19 protein-coding genes are annotated in these 15,650 nt (G+C 37.3%); 9 read left to right on the top strand and 10 right to left on the bottom strand.

Annotated elements, in window-relative coordinates:
• On the top strand, positions 1 to 336 hold the full coding sequence (locus tag BTO30_RS11210) for a L,D-transpeptidase (protein WP_075398820.1): 336 nt from the start codon (positions 1 to 3) through the stop codon (positions 334 to 336).
• Positions 337 to 546: 210 nt separating this feature from the next.
• On the opposite strand, the gene BTO30_RS11215 is transcribed toward BTO30_RS11210, so the two are convergent.
• Positions 547 to 651 carry a YjcZ family sporulation protein gene (locus BTO30_RS11215; RefSeq protein ID WP_143331951.1) on the bottom strand — a complete coding sequence of 35 codons (105 nt, stop codon included), beginning with the start codon at positions 649 to 651 and terminating at the stop codon, positions 547 to 549.
• 774 nt (positions 652 to 1,425) lie between these two features.
• Between BTO30_RS11215 and BTO30_RS11220 the strand changes: the two genes are divergently transcribed.
• Positions 1,426 to 1,890, top strand: a complete 465-nt coding sequence (locus BTO30_RS11220) for a DUF2238 domain-containing protein (protein WP_245796435.1) — start codon at positions 1,426 to 1,428, stop codon at positions 1,888 to 1,890.
• Between the two features lie 506 nt (positions 1,891 to 2,396).
• Positions 2,397 to 2,525, top strand: a complete 129-nt coding sequence (locus BTO30_RS11225) for a YjcZ family sporulation protein (protein WP_075398822.1) — start codon at positions 2,397 to 2,399, stop codon at positions 2,523 to 2,525.
• A gap of 461 nt (positions 2,526 to 2,986) precedes the next feature.
• Here the strand turns inward: BTO30_RS11225 and BTO30_RS11235 are convergent, their stop codons facing one another.
• Complete coding sequence (locus tag BTO30_RS11235; protein ID WP_075398824.1) at positions 2,987 to 3,208, bottom strand: hypothetical protein; 222 nt, start codon at positions 3,206 to 3,208, stop codon at positions 2,987 to 2,989.
• Between the two features lie 140 nt (positions 3,209 to 3,348).
• Here BTO30_RS11235 and BTO30_RS17665 point away from each other — a divergent pair, with 140 nt between their 5' ends.
• The 4 genes from BTO30_RS17665 to BTO30_RS11255 all read left to right on the top strand — a co-directional run bounded on the left by BTO30_RS17665 (position 3,349) and on the right by BTO30_RS11255 (position 5,119).
• Entirely contained in the window at positions 3,349 to 3,600 is a 252-nt protein-coding gene (locus tag BTO30_RS17665; RefSeq protein WP_075398825.1) for a hypothetical protein, read from the top strand.
• Positions 3,601 to 3,905: 305 nt separating this feature from the next.
• Complete coding sequence (locus tag BTO30_RS11245; RefSeq protein ID WP_075398826.1) at positions 3,906 to 4,025, top strand: YjcZ family sporulation protein; 120 nt, start codon at positions 3,906 to 3,908, stop codon at positions 4,023 to 4,025.
• A gap of 252 nt (positions 4,026 to 4,277) precedes the next feature.
• Positions 4,278 to 4,391, top strand: coding sequence for a YjcZ family sporulation protein (locus tag BTO30_RS11250; protein WP_075398827.1), 114 nt, complete (start codon positions 4,278 to 4,280; stop codon positions 4,389 to 4,391).
• A gap of 266 nt (positions 4,392 to 4,657) precedes the next feature.
• Positions 4,658 to 5,119, top strand: coding sequence for a GNAT family N-acetyltransferase (locus BTO30_RS11255; RefSeq protein WP_075398828.1), 462 nt, complete (start codon positions 4,658 to 4,660; stop codon positions 5,117 to 5,119).
• A 281-nt stretch (positions 5,120 to 5,400) separates the two neighbouring features.
• Here the strand turns inward: BTO30_RS11255 and BTO30_RS11260 are convergent, their stop codons facing one another.
• Positions 5,401 to 5,955 carry a P-loop NTPase family protein gene (locus tag BTO30_RS11260; protein WP_075398829.1) on the bottom strand — a complete coding sequence of 185 codons (555 nt, stop codon included), beginning with the start codon at positions 5,953 to 5,955 and terminating at the stop codon, positions 5,401 to 5,403.
• Positions 5,956 to 6,450: 495 nt separating this feature from the next.
• Between BTO30_RS11260 and BTO30_RS11265 the strand changes: the two genes are divergently transcribed.
• Both BTO30_RS11265 and BTO30_RS11275 read left to right on the top strand, forming a co-directional pair.
• Positions 6,451 to 6,852, top strand: a complete 402-nt coding sequence (locus tag BTO30_RS11265; RefSeq protein WP_075398830.1) for a hypothetical protein — start codon at positions 6,451 to 6,453, stop codon at positions 6,850 to 6,852.
• Positions 6,853 to 8,016: 1,164 nt separating this feature from the next.
• Positions 8,017 to 8,403, top strand: a complete 387-nt coding sequence (locus tag BTO30_RS11275; RefSeq protein WP_075398832.1) for a YmaF family protein — start codon at positions 8,017 to 8,019, stop codon at positions 8,401 to 8,403.
• 250 nt (positions 8,404 to 8,653) lie between these two features.
• Here BTO30_RS11275 and BTO30_RS17040 read toward each other — a convergent pair whose 3' ends face one another.
• From BTO30_RS17040 to hisC, 7 genes are all read right to left on the bottom strand, one after another.
• Positions 8,654 to 8,920 carry a hypothetical protein gene (locus BTO30_RS17040; RefSeq protein ID WP_143331950.1) on the bottom strand — a complete coding sequence of 89 codons (267 nt, stop codon included), beginning with the start codon at positions 8,918 to 8,920 and terminating at the stop codon, positions 8,654 to 8,656.
• A 569-nt stretch (positions 8,921 to 9,489) separates the two neighbouring features.
• Positions 9,490 to 9,783 (bottom strand): hypothetical protein, encoded by a 294-nt coding sequence (locus BTO30_RS11280; protein WP_075398833.1) that lies wholly within the window; start codon positions 9,781 to 9,783, stop codon positions 9,490 to 9,492.
• A gap of 523 nt (positions 9,784 to 10,306) precedes the next feature.
• On the bottom strand, positions 10,307 to 11,146 hold the full coding sequence (locus tag BTO30_RS11285; RefSeq protein ID WP_075398834.1) for a phosphatase PAP2 family protein: 840 nt from the start codon (positions 11,144 to 11,146) through the stop codon (positions 10,307 to 10,309).
• A gap of 192 nt (positions 11,147 to 11,338) precedes the next feature.
• On the bottom strand, positions 11,339 to 11,926 hold the full coding sequence (locus tag BTO30_RS11290) for an SCO family protein (protein ID WP_075398838.1): 588 nt from the start codon (positions 11,924 to 11,926) through the stop codon (positions 11,339 to 11,341).
• 202 nt (positions 11,927 to 12,128) lie between these two features.
• Entirely contained in the window at positions 12,129 to 12,329 is a 201-nt protein-coding gene (locus BTO30_RS17670; RefSeq protein WP_075398835.1) for a FixH family protein, read from the bottom strand.
• Between the two features lie 219 nt (positions 12,330 to 12,548).
• Positions 12,549 to 13,490: a carbon-nitrogen hydrolase family protein gene (locus BTO30_RS11300; protein ID WP_075398836.1), complete on the bottom strand. Its 942-nt coding sequence runs from the start codon at positions 13,488 to 13,490 to the stop codon at positions 12,549 to 12,551.
• Positions 13,487 to 14,593 carry a histidinol-phosphate transaminase gene (hisC, locus tag BTO30_RS11305; protein WP_075398837.1) on the bottom strand — a complete coding sequence of 369 codons (1,107 nt, stop codon included), beginning with the start codon at positions 14,591 to 14,593 and terminating at the stop codon, positions 13,487 to 13,489. Before hisC ends, BTO30_RS11300 begins: the two co-directional genes overlap by 4 nt.
• Positions 14,594 to 15,650 lie beyond the last annotated feature (1,057 nt).

Raw genomic sequence — 15,650 nt, forward strand, 5'->3', positions numbered from 1 at the left:
ATGAAGTATAGCATTGATATATCAATAAAGTATCATCAATTAAAACTTTACGATGGTAACCGCCTGATAAAAGCGTATCCGATTGCTGTTGGCAAAATGTTAACAGCAACACCTGTAGGAATTTACACCATCATTAATAAACAACTCAATCCAGGCGGACCATTTGGTGTATTATGGATGGGTTTATCAAGACCTCATTACGGCATTCATGGAACAAACAGTCCATCTTCTATTGGTAAAAATGTATCGCATGGCTGTATCAGAATGCACAATGATGATGTTCTGCAATTATCTTCAATGGTCCCTATTGGAACAGCTGTCACTATTCACAGGTGAATCTTGACTGCATAACCCGTTAACGATAAGGAAAAATTGGATAGCGGATCATCTTTCTCGAAGTGATGGAGAAAAATGCTTATCGTATTTCGATAAGGTATATAAACTTTTTGATTTACCTCCTACTTTACCACCCATTTCTCGAATCACTACTAAAAAAACAGTCATTACGAAGGGTAACGACCGTTAAATGGAACCATAAAACATAAATTAATATCCTCTTTGACTGAAGGATGCACCAATAATGATTAAAAGGATGAATAAGACAACCAGCAATGCAAAGCTGCTGCCAGATCCATAACCTGATCCGCTCATCATCATTTTTTCACCTCCTTTATTATTATTCTATGAAAGGGGGTGCTGAATGTACGGGCAATCAAGAGAAACATTTAAGATAGATCTATAGGCGTCTTTTAGCATTAAGGACATGCCTTTCCTATAATCTGTCGTCATCAAAAATGGTCAGGCTCGTTAGGCTCTGACCATTCAAATAATCACTTTGCAATGTTCGTGTTCTTCTCTTTTTCCATGCCATCGATTGTCTTCCCTAAAAATTTTATTGTATCTTCAGCTGCCAGAAGAACCTGCCGCAGCAATTCTGTCATCTCGCCCTTAGAATTCTTTTTTATCCCCTCATCCCTAGATCGGTTTTTAATTTAATATATGCCGGACGGCTCTGCATATAAAATACAGAGCCGTATTAAAAGCTAATAATAAAAACCATATGGGTAACCGCCGTAGGGTGGAAAAGGTGGATATAATAAATTACCTAATAAACCGCCTGCTAAGCCGCCAAGGAAAGGACCTCCGAAACCGCCTAAAAATGGACCGCCAGGAAACATCCCGTATGGAAATATGATTTTCACCTACTTTTAAGAAGAATATCCAGCTCTTTACACACTATGCTCAACCACTATTGAAGTAACTTGTCCCTTTAAACTAAGAGAAATATTATGAAAACACAGATGGTATGACCGCTTTTCTTATTGATGAGTCTCCTTTATTCATAATGCCTAATTCAATACTGATCCAGCTCTTATTATAGTGAAAATCAAGAATATTCCTAATGAATAAAATAGAGGTGAACGAATGAGACGTATACTGATTATTCTGCTGTGCTTGATTTACACCTTTTTTATGATCAATTTGTTTATCATTTATTATTCGCAGGGTGAAACAGAAAAAACAATGATTTCTGCAGGTGGTATCGTAAGCGGATTATTCCCTCTTTTAATCACTATTTTTACAAAAATCCAATTCAGCCTGCCGCTCGTAAGCTTTTATATTTTGTTCTTATTCGGATCACAATATTTAGGTGCTATCTCAAACTGGTATGGAATAGAATGGTGGGATACCTTTTTGCATGCAGTGAGTGGTGTTCTTTTGGTTTTTATAGGAATGGCTTTATATGATCACGCCATCCCTAAAAGTATCGGCAATGCGGTATCTTTCTGGTTTATTATCTTATTTACTGTTTCTTTTGCCGTATTTGGCGGAACCTTATGGGAAGTATATGAATTTGCGGTAGACCAATTATTCGGAACAGCATACTAAGCAGGAGGAATTAGGGACACAATGACAGATTTGATAGCAGATACGATTGGGGGTTCAGTTACAGCAATATGGATCGGCATAAGGACAAAATCAAGAAAAGATATCCTATAAAGGCACGGTAAGGAACGTGTACAGAGACACCTTTTTAATAAAGAAAGCGTATACTGTTAAGAACAAAGATGATCGCCCCATCTTTGTTTTCACCTTCCAGCTCTACGCTGTTTTGAGTAACTATTCTTTTTAAAGAATAGTTACTTTTTTTTGTTAGTAAACCATAAGGACAACTCTGTACACAATTACGCTTACCTAATGAGGCGTATACATCGCAAAGTCTGGAACCTGAATACTGCGGTTCCTTTCAATTGAATTCTTGGCTGTGGCCATTCGAAATTTTCGGACTAGCCTCAGCGAGGTGGATGATTTTGTTGAATTTTCTTTTTCAACTCCACTACTGTCCAGACATCTCAAAAACTTTTTCATAACATGTAGTAAGGGAGGTGGAAAATATGAGTGCAGTGTCACCTTACGGAGGATATGGGGCAGGCCGCGGCTTTGCTCTAGTAGTTGTACTATTCATCCTTTTGATCATCATTGGAGCATCGTTTACTCACCATGGATACGGTGGTTATTGCTAAAACTAGTTCTAGTGATTAGAACGACTTTCTTATTTTTGAAAATGAGCGGAGATATATTCCTATTAGAGGGGGTATTTCCTAAAGCGAAAAGGCGGTCATTACTCAAATGAGGATGACCGTTTCATCAATATATGGAGGTGATTTTATGTATCGTCCTACTAGACCAATTGTATGCCCTCCTCGGTGTGTTGTCCGAGATTATTACACGCCTCGTGTTGTGCCTTATATTCACCCGATCGTGAATATTAATCGTCAGCACATTGTCAATGTTCCCCGACATATTTATCGTCCAGTGACAAGAAATGTCGTGGTAGATCCCGGTTATCCACGACGCTGCTGCCGTCCTTACTAAAGGAAAAGGAGGGCCGAATCAATGGGACAGATCTCTATTTTAAACAAAAAAGAACCTGACATTATTATGAATAAGACATTGATGTTAGCCATTTCATCTTGTTGCCCAGTCACTCTGTAAAAGTAATCATATAATATAGTACAGAATGAAGAATAGAACAATTAACGCAAAGCATGGCCAAATCAGTTTGAGCTGCCACTAATCCACCTTTTCCTCCTTTTGTGAACGGATAATCACAGAAGGAGGTTTTTGTTATGCTTGTATGATCCAGATCTCCCACGCCCTTTTTCTGTTTTGCCGCTGCCAGCATGAAAACAACCATTATTTCCAAATAAACTATTTCCTTAAAACCATTTTTTATTAAATGTAAGATTATTTACATTTATAGACTTGTGTCTAATACAAAGTTTTATTTTCGACATAGAATATAGAATAAAACCCCTGCAAGTACCAATAAAAAGGAGGATAAACATGACTTATGGAAGTGTGTATAATCTTTGCTGTAAACATCATGGGAGAGTTGTCAGAATCACATGTCATGACGGCAAAGTTCATGTAGGAAAAATCACTAGAGTCACTAGAGAGCATGTCTGGTTACGCCCTGTTGGAGGAATCGGAGGATTCGGATACGGATTTTACAGAGGATATGGTTATGGATATGGTATTCCAATAGCTCTAGCGGCAATCGGCGGGTTTGCTTTAGGAGCCGCATTCTTCTGGTAATACATTTTTTAGGAAGCAAACAAAAGAATAAAAGAGTTCTTGATCATGATAAACAAGAACTCTTTTTTTATTGGTTTCATTTATTACTCAAATTAACAGTCGGAACTATTATAGAAGAAACTAACTATCACATTTATTTTGCAATAAATACAAGGTGACGCTGCACATGCTCTCAACCACATTTGATTACTCTGTCATTTTTTGATTTAGAAGAAAAAGGATTAACTTTTTTATGTTAACGTGCACTACTGCCCATCCCTCTATTGTGATTTTTCATAGTATATAGAAAAGGAGGTGAAAAAGGGATGAGTCACGCAGTTGCACCAGGTTATGGAGCTGGCAGAGGCTTCGCCTTAGTTGTTGTATTATTTATTCTTCTGATTATTGTAGGTTCAGCATGGGTCCGCCACGGCTATTATTGCTAATCAACAAATACCTTCGGGTGTTCCCTTTGCTTTTACGGATTTAATGTTCATTAAGCAACGTTACATGAATAGATCGTATACATGAACATTGAAATCCTTACGATTGACATGCGTTCAGCTTGTAGAACGTTTTTTTAGAGACCAGCCTTGGGTCTTTTTTCAATTGTTCTATAAGCACAATATTAATGGTTATTTTTTGAATTGTAATGAAGAAAATAATTTATTTCCATCAATAAAGGAGGTGAAAAAGTTATGAGTGGAGTAGCAGGGTATGGTGGATACGGCAGCGGCTTTGCCTTGGTTGTCGTTTTATTCATTCTTCTAATCATTATTGGAGCATCATTTACTCATGGATACGGTTACTAAAACCAGGTTTTGGTTTTTAGGACCAGGAAAAGGGACTCTCTCTTTTATAAAAACCAGTGACAAACTTCAATGATCACTGGTTTTCTATTTTAGGCTTTCAGGAATTCTAAAACAGGCCTTTACGTCTCGTTTAAGAAAATGATCCTTTTTCTTTTTCTTGTTAAACAAACCATTCTTTATTAAAGAACAAGAAATGATTACATATTTGTCTATACCCAACATATTGTGTATAGCGGGAAAATGAAGTGAAAAATCAGGAGGGACACATGAAAATTTATCAAACTTATGATTATGAAATGGTCGCAAAATTAAATAAACCGGTTCATGATTTACACTCGAAACTGTATCCAGCATACTTTAAAAAATATAACTATCCTGATGCTGAAGAATTATTTAAACATCTAATCAACGTGGACAGTTTCGTTTTTTTTATTGTCGAGGACAATGGAGAAGCACGAGGCTATGCTTGGATTGAAATAAGAAATTATCCGGAAAATGCTTTTAATAAAGAATTTAAGTCCGTCTATGTACAGCAGATCAGCACGACTGAGAATCAAAGAAGAAAAGGTTATGGTTCAAAGTTAATGGGAAAAATATATGATTTTGCAAAAAGTATAGACATTGATCTCATTGAACTGGATTATTGGATTGAAAATAGTGAGGCAAAGGAATTTTATAAGAAACAAGGGTTTAAACAATCCAGAGAGTTTGTTTATAAACAATTGTAGTGACTTCTGTACGAACGGACTTTACTTTATTAAAAGAGGCTGTGTTTTTTTAGTGACCCCTATTTTCTTAATACAGCGAATAATTCCCGTCCGGCTGCCGGATAGATATACATTCGTTAACCTAATAATTTCAGCACTAACACGTATAGATAAGGCGCCGCTGTTCGACGAACCAGATGTAAATGCTTTAGATTTTCTGTTATTGGCTCATCTCATTTTTTCATCTAACAACAATTGGCCGAAAGGTTACGAATTCTATTTTGGTTCCCTTTCGTTCAATATCACCCTGTAAAATAGTCAGTTCCGTTTTCACTCTTTATTTTCTTCAATATAATACCCAAGGTTTCACGTGGTGTCATATTGGAATTATCTATTGGAATGGTCCATTTTGCATTGTAATAATATTCTCTCTCCAACAGATGCATATGAAACCATTCAGGCACATATTTTTGTCTTTTTTTCAATCTTTCGACTATTTTCTTTTTGGGTGGAGTAAGTGTAAAATGATACACGTGCGTTTTTTCATCTATTTTCACACAATCCAACACATCCTTCACCCGTTTTTTATTGTAAATTTCAATCCCAAATATAAAAACGGTATGGATACCATTTTGTAAAAAATTATTGGTTAAGGAGCCTGTATTTACTCTAGCCAATTTATATAGGCGATCTCCATGCGGACTGCAAAATCCCCGATCAACGAATTTATATACCTCGTCCATATCTATACCCGCAATTTCATCGTTATATGATGGACCAATCTGGCTTGTTAAAATTTCACATAAAGTTGTTTTTCCTACACCACTCGCCCCGCTCACAAATACAATTTTTTTCATCTAACATCATCCCCCTTCCGTATTTCCATTTATATTTTTGGTAAAGGAGTTGAAAAATGAATCAATTAAAAACCACAATGGCACCCTGTATAGTTCTAACAATGATCTTCTATAATAAAGGGTATGAAAACAGTTCAAAAATTGTTACATAAGCCCGGCAGGAAGTATGATAAAAACTACCCCCACTCGGTAAACCCACACCATTGATCTGAGCAGCTGAATGCATGAACAATCTTAAATCCCGCCTTGTACAGCAGTAAAACTTCGACTCTATTAGGTTTGAAAAAGAAAGAATTTTTGTCTCTGTCTAAGAACTGAAATTCATTTTTTCGATCAAGGAATACGAACGATACTTATCTAAAGAGAACGATGTACCGTCATACAGTTCCACAGAAATAAATCGCCTTTCCAAGAAAAACAAACAAGTCCTGATCTAAACTGATCATACACTTTAACCTTTTATGGAATAGTATGCCATAAGGGGAGGTGATGTGATTGAAAGAAAAAAAGAAGGTAGAACAAGACAAACAAGTACTCCATGTTATTCAACGAGAAATTGATATCATCACTGCCCTATTGTTATTAACTGGGCAATATACAATTTTTGGTATATTTGTCGAGCCGGGAAGTTTTTCGCTTTCAGTTGGCGGCCCTATTACAGGTACATCCCGGATAGTAAGCAAATCCGGCGATAAAACAGTGGATTTAACGATCGATGCCATTGATATTCTCCTGGCCATATTATTAATTAGTGATAAGGTTAATATCAATGGAATATTTATTTCGCCTAGGGGATTCAGCTTGAGTATCGGCGGGCCGCTTTTTGGCGGCGCAAAACCGGAACCCGATCTGCCTCATGCTGAAAAAATCTTCAACGAATTCAATAAAATTCTCTAACAGAATTATGATATCGACTAAGAGGTATTTAAAAATGAAAAGAGGTGATTGCTGTGGCTTTGACAGACATTCCAACCATTAAACCATCGGAAAGCAGCATTTTTCTTATAGCGCTTCCTATCATCATTTTTATATTGTTTTATACACAATTTAAAAAAAGTGATGGAGAAGACTAAGCACCTGAAGCAATATATTAAATCGATACAAATAAAATATAACGATTACAATATATAAAAAGAGATGTCAAAAAAGACATCTCTTTACTGTTTTCATGAGGAGAGGAATGGACACAGGCTTTAGTTCCTGCCTTTATCCTGTACTTTACTCAGCCTTACCTAATGAAAAATGATCCCATCTGCCTTAACGCATTGATCCCATTTGACAAATCCCCTATATTTGTCATCATTTGATTTATATTTCCCCACGCACCAGTTGTCCGTGGGTAATTAGCACCTTGAGGCGGTCTCGGATTTAGACCTTGTGAAAAATATCTCGGATCCTGATAAATGGGGCCGGGATTTCGATAAGGTGATCTGGGATAAGGTTGGAACGGCCCTGAATATGGTTGAAATGGACCTGAACCTGGATAAGACCGAAATGGTCTCGGACCAGGACTCGGAGGATAAAATGGCATGTTTTTCACCTCCCTTCTTTTTAATTCCTGTGCTCTGCCGGTGGATGCATATTTTCATAACAGCTAATGGGATTATTTTCTGTTTGTGTATAAGAAAAAGTCTATCATTCCGTACGAACAGGAAGATAAAAATTCTTTATACGGATAACCTAGTAAACAGCTAGATCCCACATGTTACTGCTCATTATTATCATATGAGAAAAATAATGACATGAATGTGGCAATCTCACTAGTAAAAGATAAATAAAAAATGCCTTTAAATTAAATAAGCTGAGCTTTGTGTAACCATTCCTGATGACAATCCTTTTTTATTTCCTCCTTTCTTAACATGTAAGAAGCTTCTTTAAGAGCTTAGAGCATGCCTGAAACCTGCTTTATTCTCTAAAGGTGTATACAATCTTTTAACGGGCTCTTTCCAATTCCATCAAATCACCCATTGGTTTTGAGCTGCGAAAGGATCTAATGCATGAACGTGGAGTCCCTTTCATAAAAATGTAAGAAATGCTAAGAAAGGTGGTAAAAAATAACGTATAGAAATACCGGTTACTGGGTTGATGATTCATTCAAACGATCCAACTTCAGATTCTGGGCATTCTCACGATTTGTATATAACTGCATGGGACGGCTCGCCCGTATCAGTCCATATCCATCATTTTTCAGGAGCCACCTCTTTTGATGCGGGTCATGATCATCACTATGCCGGGAAAACGGAACCTGCACCTTCAGGAGTCCCCCATACTCACAAGTACTTTTCTTTTACTACGTTTAATGATGGCCATAAGCACGAAATCCGAGGAGTGACAGGTCCTGCTATGCCATTACCAAATGGTGGACATTATCATAAGTTTAAAGGAGTCACGACCATTAATGGAGCCCATCCTCATTCTCACAAATATAGCGGAAACACAAGCACTTGAAATGGATCATTGCTTTTGCTGCACATCTTGTTTGCTTCTGTTCCAAAGCAAGTAGCTCAAATTCATTCAGCTGTGCATTTTTTCGGAAATAATAATGATTAGAAGTTAATCATGAAATAAATATACGGTTAACGGCACGTAAGATGTTCTGGCGGATTTATTAGCAAGAAGTGCAATATTCAAAACTGGGGTAAGCATTATCAATGATCGTTAATATAATGTCCTTTATTCAAAAAATAAAAAGCCTACATCAAGTTATGAAAGAAATCATACGATGTAAGGTGCCTGTTATTTGAAAACTGGCAATTTCAAGAATGGAGTGATTTTTCATTGGGTTACTATGATCATGATGACGACCGTAGGAAAAAGCACTGCGACGACGATGACGACTACTGACAGAAAAAAACAGGTTAACTGAAATACGCGCCCCCATCAAGGACGGTAGTTCATAAACAAAAGCACTTTGGTCCAGTTGATCGGTGACAACAAAGTTGTTTAATTTTGCTTTTATAAACACATATAACACCGTCCTATTATCTGGACGGTGTTTAAAATAGATATTTCATTTTACAGGCCTGTTGATTACTCAAAATTATATAGATCTATCCCTGTGAAGATGCGCATAGCGGTATAGACATTCCGCTTCGGCACACCGTCTTTGCTGATTTAAAAATAGCTTGCCGATCTATTATGTGGTAATTGTAAGCTGTTTATATTCACCAATTATTGTGCGATAGAATAGAATGCTGCACCAGACTGTTCCTTTTTAAATAATTGAATTGTAAAACCAATTCATTATATTGCATTCAAATATCTGCTGCTAAACAAAAACAATCGTCATCCTTTGATTATCAAGGGATGGCGATTGTTTTTTCACTATTGATTGAATGCCACAAAATTCACTTTATGTTGCATTTGTCTTTAGATTTCTACAAAATCTTATTAATCTCACACACCCATTAGTGGAACAGGAATTTTAACTGCTTATTACAAAATATTGTTTATTTATTGTCAAGTCTTAGCGAATCCGAATTAAATTCAAAAAAAGAGGATGTCCCAAATTAAAGGATTTGGGACATCCTCTTGCTAGTTGTTTTTTGTAATGCTAATGTTTAATCTAGCAGGGTCTTTGTCTGTTACAACATGCATAAACCCTGTGGCTAGAGGCACTTCTTCATGTTTCAAAGACTTATCTTCAATCTTTGTTTCCCTTTGATTGACAGTATACGTATCTTTTTCTATCTCTTTTTGTTTTACAATTTCCATTATCTCTTCTAATTTTTTTAACAATTCTTTACCTAATTTTAACTGATAGAAAATGGTGATCGTAACTATCGTAACTACGCATAGCAAATAGAAAACCAAAATTTGCATTAGCATAAAGAAACACTGCCTTTCTACAGTTTCTTATTCACTAGGAGGTGCCGCAATTGATTGGCATGTGCCTGTAAAGTTAGTAGCTGTTGCGCTGTAGATGTGGGTAACAAGCTTGAAGACTTTCCATACAATTGTAAAAGGCGGTTCAATCGGACCTACCAGGAACTGACCGCAGTCGTCTGTGATTGCGTGTCCAATCGGTGTCAGGTCACAAGTAAAACGAGGATCCCCAGAGTTTACATGGAAAAACTTCACAACTGAACAAGAAACAGGCAAACCAGTCTGGTCATCAACAACAGTACCGTGGATGACTTTTCTTGTGTCATGTAGTGGCAAATCAGCGAACGTTCGTAAAAGTGTACTTTTATGAATGGTATCTAAAGCATTTGTTCTCTAAATATTTTCATGTAAATCCTTGTATTAGACATTGGTTTTTCGATTGAATGACAAACTTAAAAATTGAAAAACATCTCTGTAGCATAAGATAAAAGAGAATCGTATCAATTAGCTGGCTTCTTAATTTATTTTAATGTCCAGCTCCGTGACTCGACCCTGTGTTTTTCACTTCTGTGTATTGCGTTGGGGCGTTATCATCTTTTAAGCTTTCAATTATATCTTTTGTAACTGCTTGTGCTAACGATTTAGCGGCATCATTATCGCTTTTAAAATGAATGCCCATTTGTTCTCTGGAAAGTGCTACTTTTTCCGCTGTTTCTTCCAATTGTGCTTTTTCATTCGGGAAGAAATAAGACAGCATATAAGCAGCCGACCAAGCTGTTGCTGTATGTCCTGAAGGATAAGAAGGATGCGGAGGCACCATCATTCCCTCCGGCAATTGAATAGAAGGATCTAAGTCCGTTGGCCGGGGGCGTAAATATTCATATTTTGCTTGATATGCCGCAGTCAAGGATGTATAAATTGCCCCTGAGACGACAGCATGAACATGAGATGATTCAGGACCCATTAAGCCATATTTGTGAATCAATTCTTCTGTGGCATCAAGCCAAAGCGTGTTAGGACTAGCAGTATTTTGCCAGTGCTTAATGAATTCTACATCATCTTCTGTGCGGCTCTCAGTCAGTTTTTTTAATTCTTCCAATTCTTTTTTTGTCTCCGCAGAATCATTTGCAGGAGGGGCTTCTACTTTGTACGAGCTTCCGTCCTTGAATCCAAGTGCTTTCCAAGTACCCGCTGTTGGTGTCACAGGATTTTCATGCGTCCATCCCATTCCTTCTTCACTTAATTGTTCGTTTCCCTGCTCCTCTTTTTTAGGTTGTTCCTCACTACTTGCTTTTTCTGTGTTACAGCCAGATAAGATGAATACGAATAAAATGGCTAAAAAAGTTATGTATGCCTTATTCCTCATGGCGGCCCTCCTATGTGATATAAAATACCTGTCCATCATTTTATTTTAAAGATGTGAAGTTTAGATGCGCTTTTTGTGAATATAAATCAAATTGAGCTGTTTGAAAGTATGATAAATCAAAAGCAAATCATAAAATTAGACATTACTGGATCTCATTTAACGAACAGACGGATAATTAACACAGTTTTTTGACTATTCTTTTGATAATTGCTTAACGTCTGAAACAATTTCATCAAAGGGCACATCGATATTGCCGCTGTAACTTTTTATGACTCGTCCTTCTTTATTAATTAAATAAAAACTTGTCCCATGCATAATTTGGTCAGATTCAGGTTCAGGCATGACAAGTGTCTGGAAACTGCCCTTGGCAAAATCACTGATATACTCATCGTCATACCCTGTAAGCAGGTCCCAATTTGTGTCGTCAGCTTCATATTTTGAAATATATTCTTTTAGCTTTTCAGGTGTATCATTTTTAGGATCTACACTAAAAGAGATGATCCGATAATCTTCTACGCCCTCTTCATTTAACTGTTTTTGTAGATCGGACATATTTTTTGTCATAGGGGGACAAACCGTTTTACAATTTGTAAAAATGAAGCTGGCCAGCCAGACCGTTCCTTTCAAGTCTTTTAAACTCACCTGCTTACCTTCTTGATTTACATGGCTAAATGTCGATACTTCCACATCCATATTGCCTTTCACTTTACTGCTGCTGCATCCTGCTATAATGAGCACTGCCACTGATATAAAAATAATCAAAGGGAATGATCTGTACATTTTCAATGTTCTTTCCTCCTGCGCTAAGCATTCAATTCGGTGAGGATGGAATACTTGATTAAGATTTTCCGATTTGTTTAATGATGATTTTCATGGTTTTGTTCTTGTGTTTGAGGTTCTTCTTTTAAAGCGTTCAATTCCTCTTCCGAAACCTCTCCAGCGATAAATTGTTTCTTCGGCATGACGTGTAAGCCACGAGCTGTTACATGCGTTTGAATGTAATAAACACTGTCTTCATGAAAGGTCTTTTTGACACTGTATATTCCGTCTTTGTCATGTTTTCCTTGCTATCCGCCTTCCATATTTCAAACTGAACGTCATCTGCATCTTCTACATTCTCTTGTCCTTGCGTTACATGAACACTCAGGGTATTCTCCTCATTAATCCTGAAAACGAACATCATTTAAACAGAGCCTGAATGCGGCTACCTTCATTCACAACAGTGGATTATACGAATCAAATGTGAGGAAAGAATGAAAGTTTCTAGACATTTTCGCAAAAATTCATTTTCGTCTAAATATAAAAAAGCCGCATGATCTCCAAAAAGTGTATCAAACCGCTTAAGCCTCTTATTTATAGGTTAATTCCTCCAAATATTTCGCTTATCTTTCATACTCTTTTATTAGGCTTTCCATTTCACAATTTCTTTCTTTTCTTCATTTACAGTCAGCTGAAATAGATCCGGTCTTGAGTAGTGTCCCATGACATCAAAATCAAACTGACTAAGCCCGATTTCTTTAAGATCCAAATCTGCAATTAGGATATCTTCACGCCCATAAACTGGTTCCGCCACATACTCTCCTAGCGGGCCTACAATGGCGCTGCCCCCTGAACACATCTCTTCCGGTGACGATGAAAGCTCTTCGTAGCAGGCAAGGTCTTTCGGGTACATCTCCTTCGTAACATATTGATTGCATGATAAGACAAAACATCTACCTTCTGCAGCTATATGACGGATTGTAGACTGCCAAAGTTTTCTTGAATCTGCTGTTGGAGCAATATATATTTGCACACCTTTTGCATACATGGCCGCTCTTGCCAAAGGCATATAATTTTCCCAGCAAATTAGCGCACCCATTTTTCCGTAAGGTGTATCAAATACAGGTAAAGTACTTCCATCGCCTTCACCCCACACAATCCGTTCCGAAGCAGTCGGTTTTAATTTTCGATGTTTGCCAAGCAGGGTGCCATCCGGACCAAAAAACAAGACACTGCAATAAAGCGTTCCTCCGCTCACCTCTCCGTCTCGCTCAATCACTCCAATCACTAAATAAACACCTGCATTTTTAGCCGCTTCTCCAAGTTGATCAGTTGCTTCACTTGGTACAACAATGGAATTCTCCACATAACGGAGCCAGTCTTTTCTGCCCTCCATAGAACGGCTGCCGATTTTCGTTCCGAATGAAAGTCCACGGGGATAAGCAGGGATGAACGCTTCAGGGAACACGACAACCTTAGCTCCTTTTTCTGCGGCCTGCATGGTTAGATCAATTGCTTTTTTTATCGTCGCCTTCCCATCCATAATGACAGATGCAGCCTGTATAACAGCCACTTTCACATTCATATTGCTTCTATCCTTTCATTTAAAATAGTACTCATCGCTTGAATAAACGCGGCATTTTCTTCATACGTCCCGATAGAAACACGGATATAATCCGGCAGTCCCCATATTGCCCCGTATCGCACAATGATACCTTTCGCTAATAATTTTTCGTAAAATGATTTCGCATTACCATCAATTTTAATCAGTACAAAATTACTCATACTCTCCACGTAACGGACATTCATCTCAGAAAAAGCTTTATATAGCTGACTCCGCCCTTGTTCGTTTACCTTCTTCGAAAAATCTACATGTGCTTCATCATAAATTGCAGCAGTAGCTGCTGCCTGCGCAAGGACGTTTACATTAAACGGTTCTTTTACTTTTAAAACCCGTTGAATAATATCTTCACGTGCTGCACCGTAACCGACTCTGACACCGGCCAATCCATAAATTTTCGAAAACGTCTGCAAAACGAGGACGGGATAGCCTGATAAAATATATTCGATTCCATCTGTATAGTTCTCTGCTGAAGCATAATGCGCGTAAGCCCCATCAAAAACTACGAGAATCTCTCTAGGAAGACGTTCCAACAGTTCTTGAAACAGCTGTTTAGGAAGGTATGTACCTGTTGGATTATTGGGCGAACAAAGGTATACAATTTTAGTCCTGTCAGTTACAGCTTTTAAAATCTCTTCAATGTCATACTCGAAATTTTGTCCAAGTTTTGCTGGCACTACAGCTGCACCCATGATATGTGCCCCAAAATCGTACTCACTGAAAGATGGGGATGGCACAATAATTTCATCACCTGCTTCCAGGAAAGTTTCCGAAATAAGCGTAATAAGCTCGTCTGCCCCATTCGTCACAATTAGTTGATCTACCTTTACACTGATGCGATCTGCAAGGGCTTCCTTCAATTTCAAAGCAGCTGCATCAGGATACCGGTTAATGGTTGATAAGTTCTTTGTAATGGCTTCTAATGCTTTACTGGATGGACCAATTGGATTCTCGTTGGATGCCATTTTAATAACTTGGTTTAGCCCGAGCTCCTTCTGTACTTCCCATATTGGTTTACCTGGTGAATACGGCTGAATTCTCTCCAGCACTTTACGTGATTGAACCATTGATTTTAGACCCTTTCTTTTTAAAAAATAAACCGAAGATCGCTCGCGATCTACTGTCCGTTTTTTCATTATGCAACGACTAAATTTCATATCTTCTTTTTATTAACGATAAATGAGGAAAAACAAAAAATGACCGACCAATTAAATACTATTTTGATCAGCCACTTTATTAAATTTTTTCAATTAATGAAGAAAAAGAAAAGATTCACCTCTGTCAATGAGCGGTGACGGGGAACGTGTTTATCGTATTAGTGGGCGATCCAATTAGTTTGTTTAGTGAACATTCTGTTTGATTCTTATTAAATTCAATCCTCTGCCAGCCACTCGTTGAAGCGCAAGCTGTATATAAATAATAAAGTTGTTTAATTTTAAATTGAAAAAGCTAAAGCCTTGCTGCAAAATCATGTAGCAAGGCTCTTTAAAGTTATTTAATTTTTATGGATTGAGACGTAGATTTTTGAAAACCAGATAATCAAGTTATTGAATCTCCACGAAACCCCCAATATATAGTTTTTCTTTTTTGATGTTCCAATGTTTTAATTTTGACACGAATCCTTCTTTTTACGCTTATCAAAGTAGGTAATCAAATTAACAACAATCAACATAAAAATTGAAAACAAAGCATCCTTAATAAAAGTAAGGTCTATCATGAAATACATAACCATTAATAAAACGATGAAAAATAATATGTGCTTCCTCATCTCACCATCTCATTTTCTATAAAATAGTTAACTATTCGAAAAAAGTATAAAGGGAAAATAATGATTTACAACAACAAGAATTTTGACATGATGTTGGTTTCTTTTTCAGTTAACAGTAAACCAGTGCTTTATCCTGACTTTCCGCATGTCACATTTTAACAATTGAGAATTAATGAAGGAGACAGCATTCCCTTTCGCGAATGAACTAGTAATCTATCATTTGAGAAAGGATGTCTGATGCTAGTATGTTTAATGGACACAACGAATTGAGACGTTATAATAAAAAGACGAATCAGAAGGAGTGTCAATGAGGGGAAGAACCATTGATAAAGACTTTAAAATTCAGGCGGGCAAGC

The sequence above is a fragment of the Domibacillus antri genome (assembly GCF_001936625.1).
GTDB classification, from domain to species: Bacteria; Bacillota; Bacilli; order Bacillales; family Domibacillaceae; genus Domibacillus; species Domibacillus antri.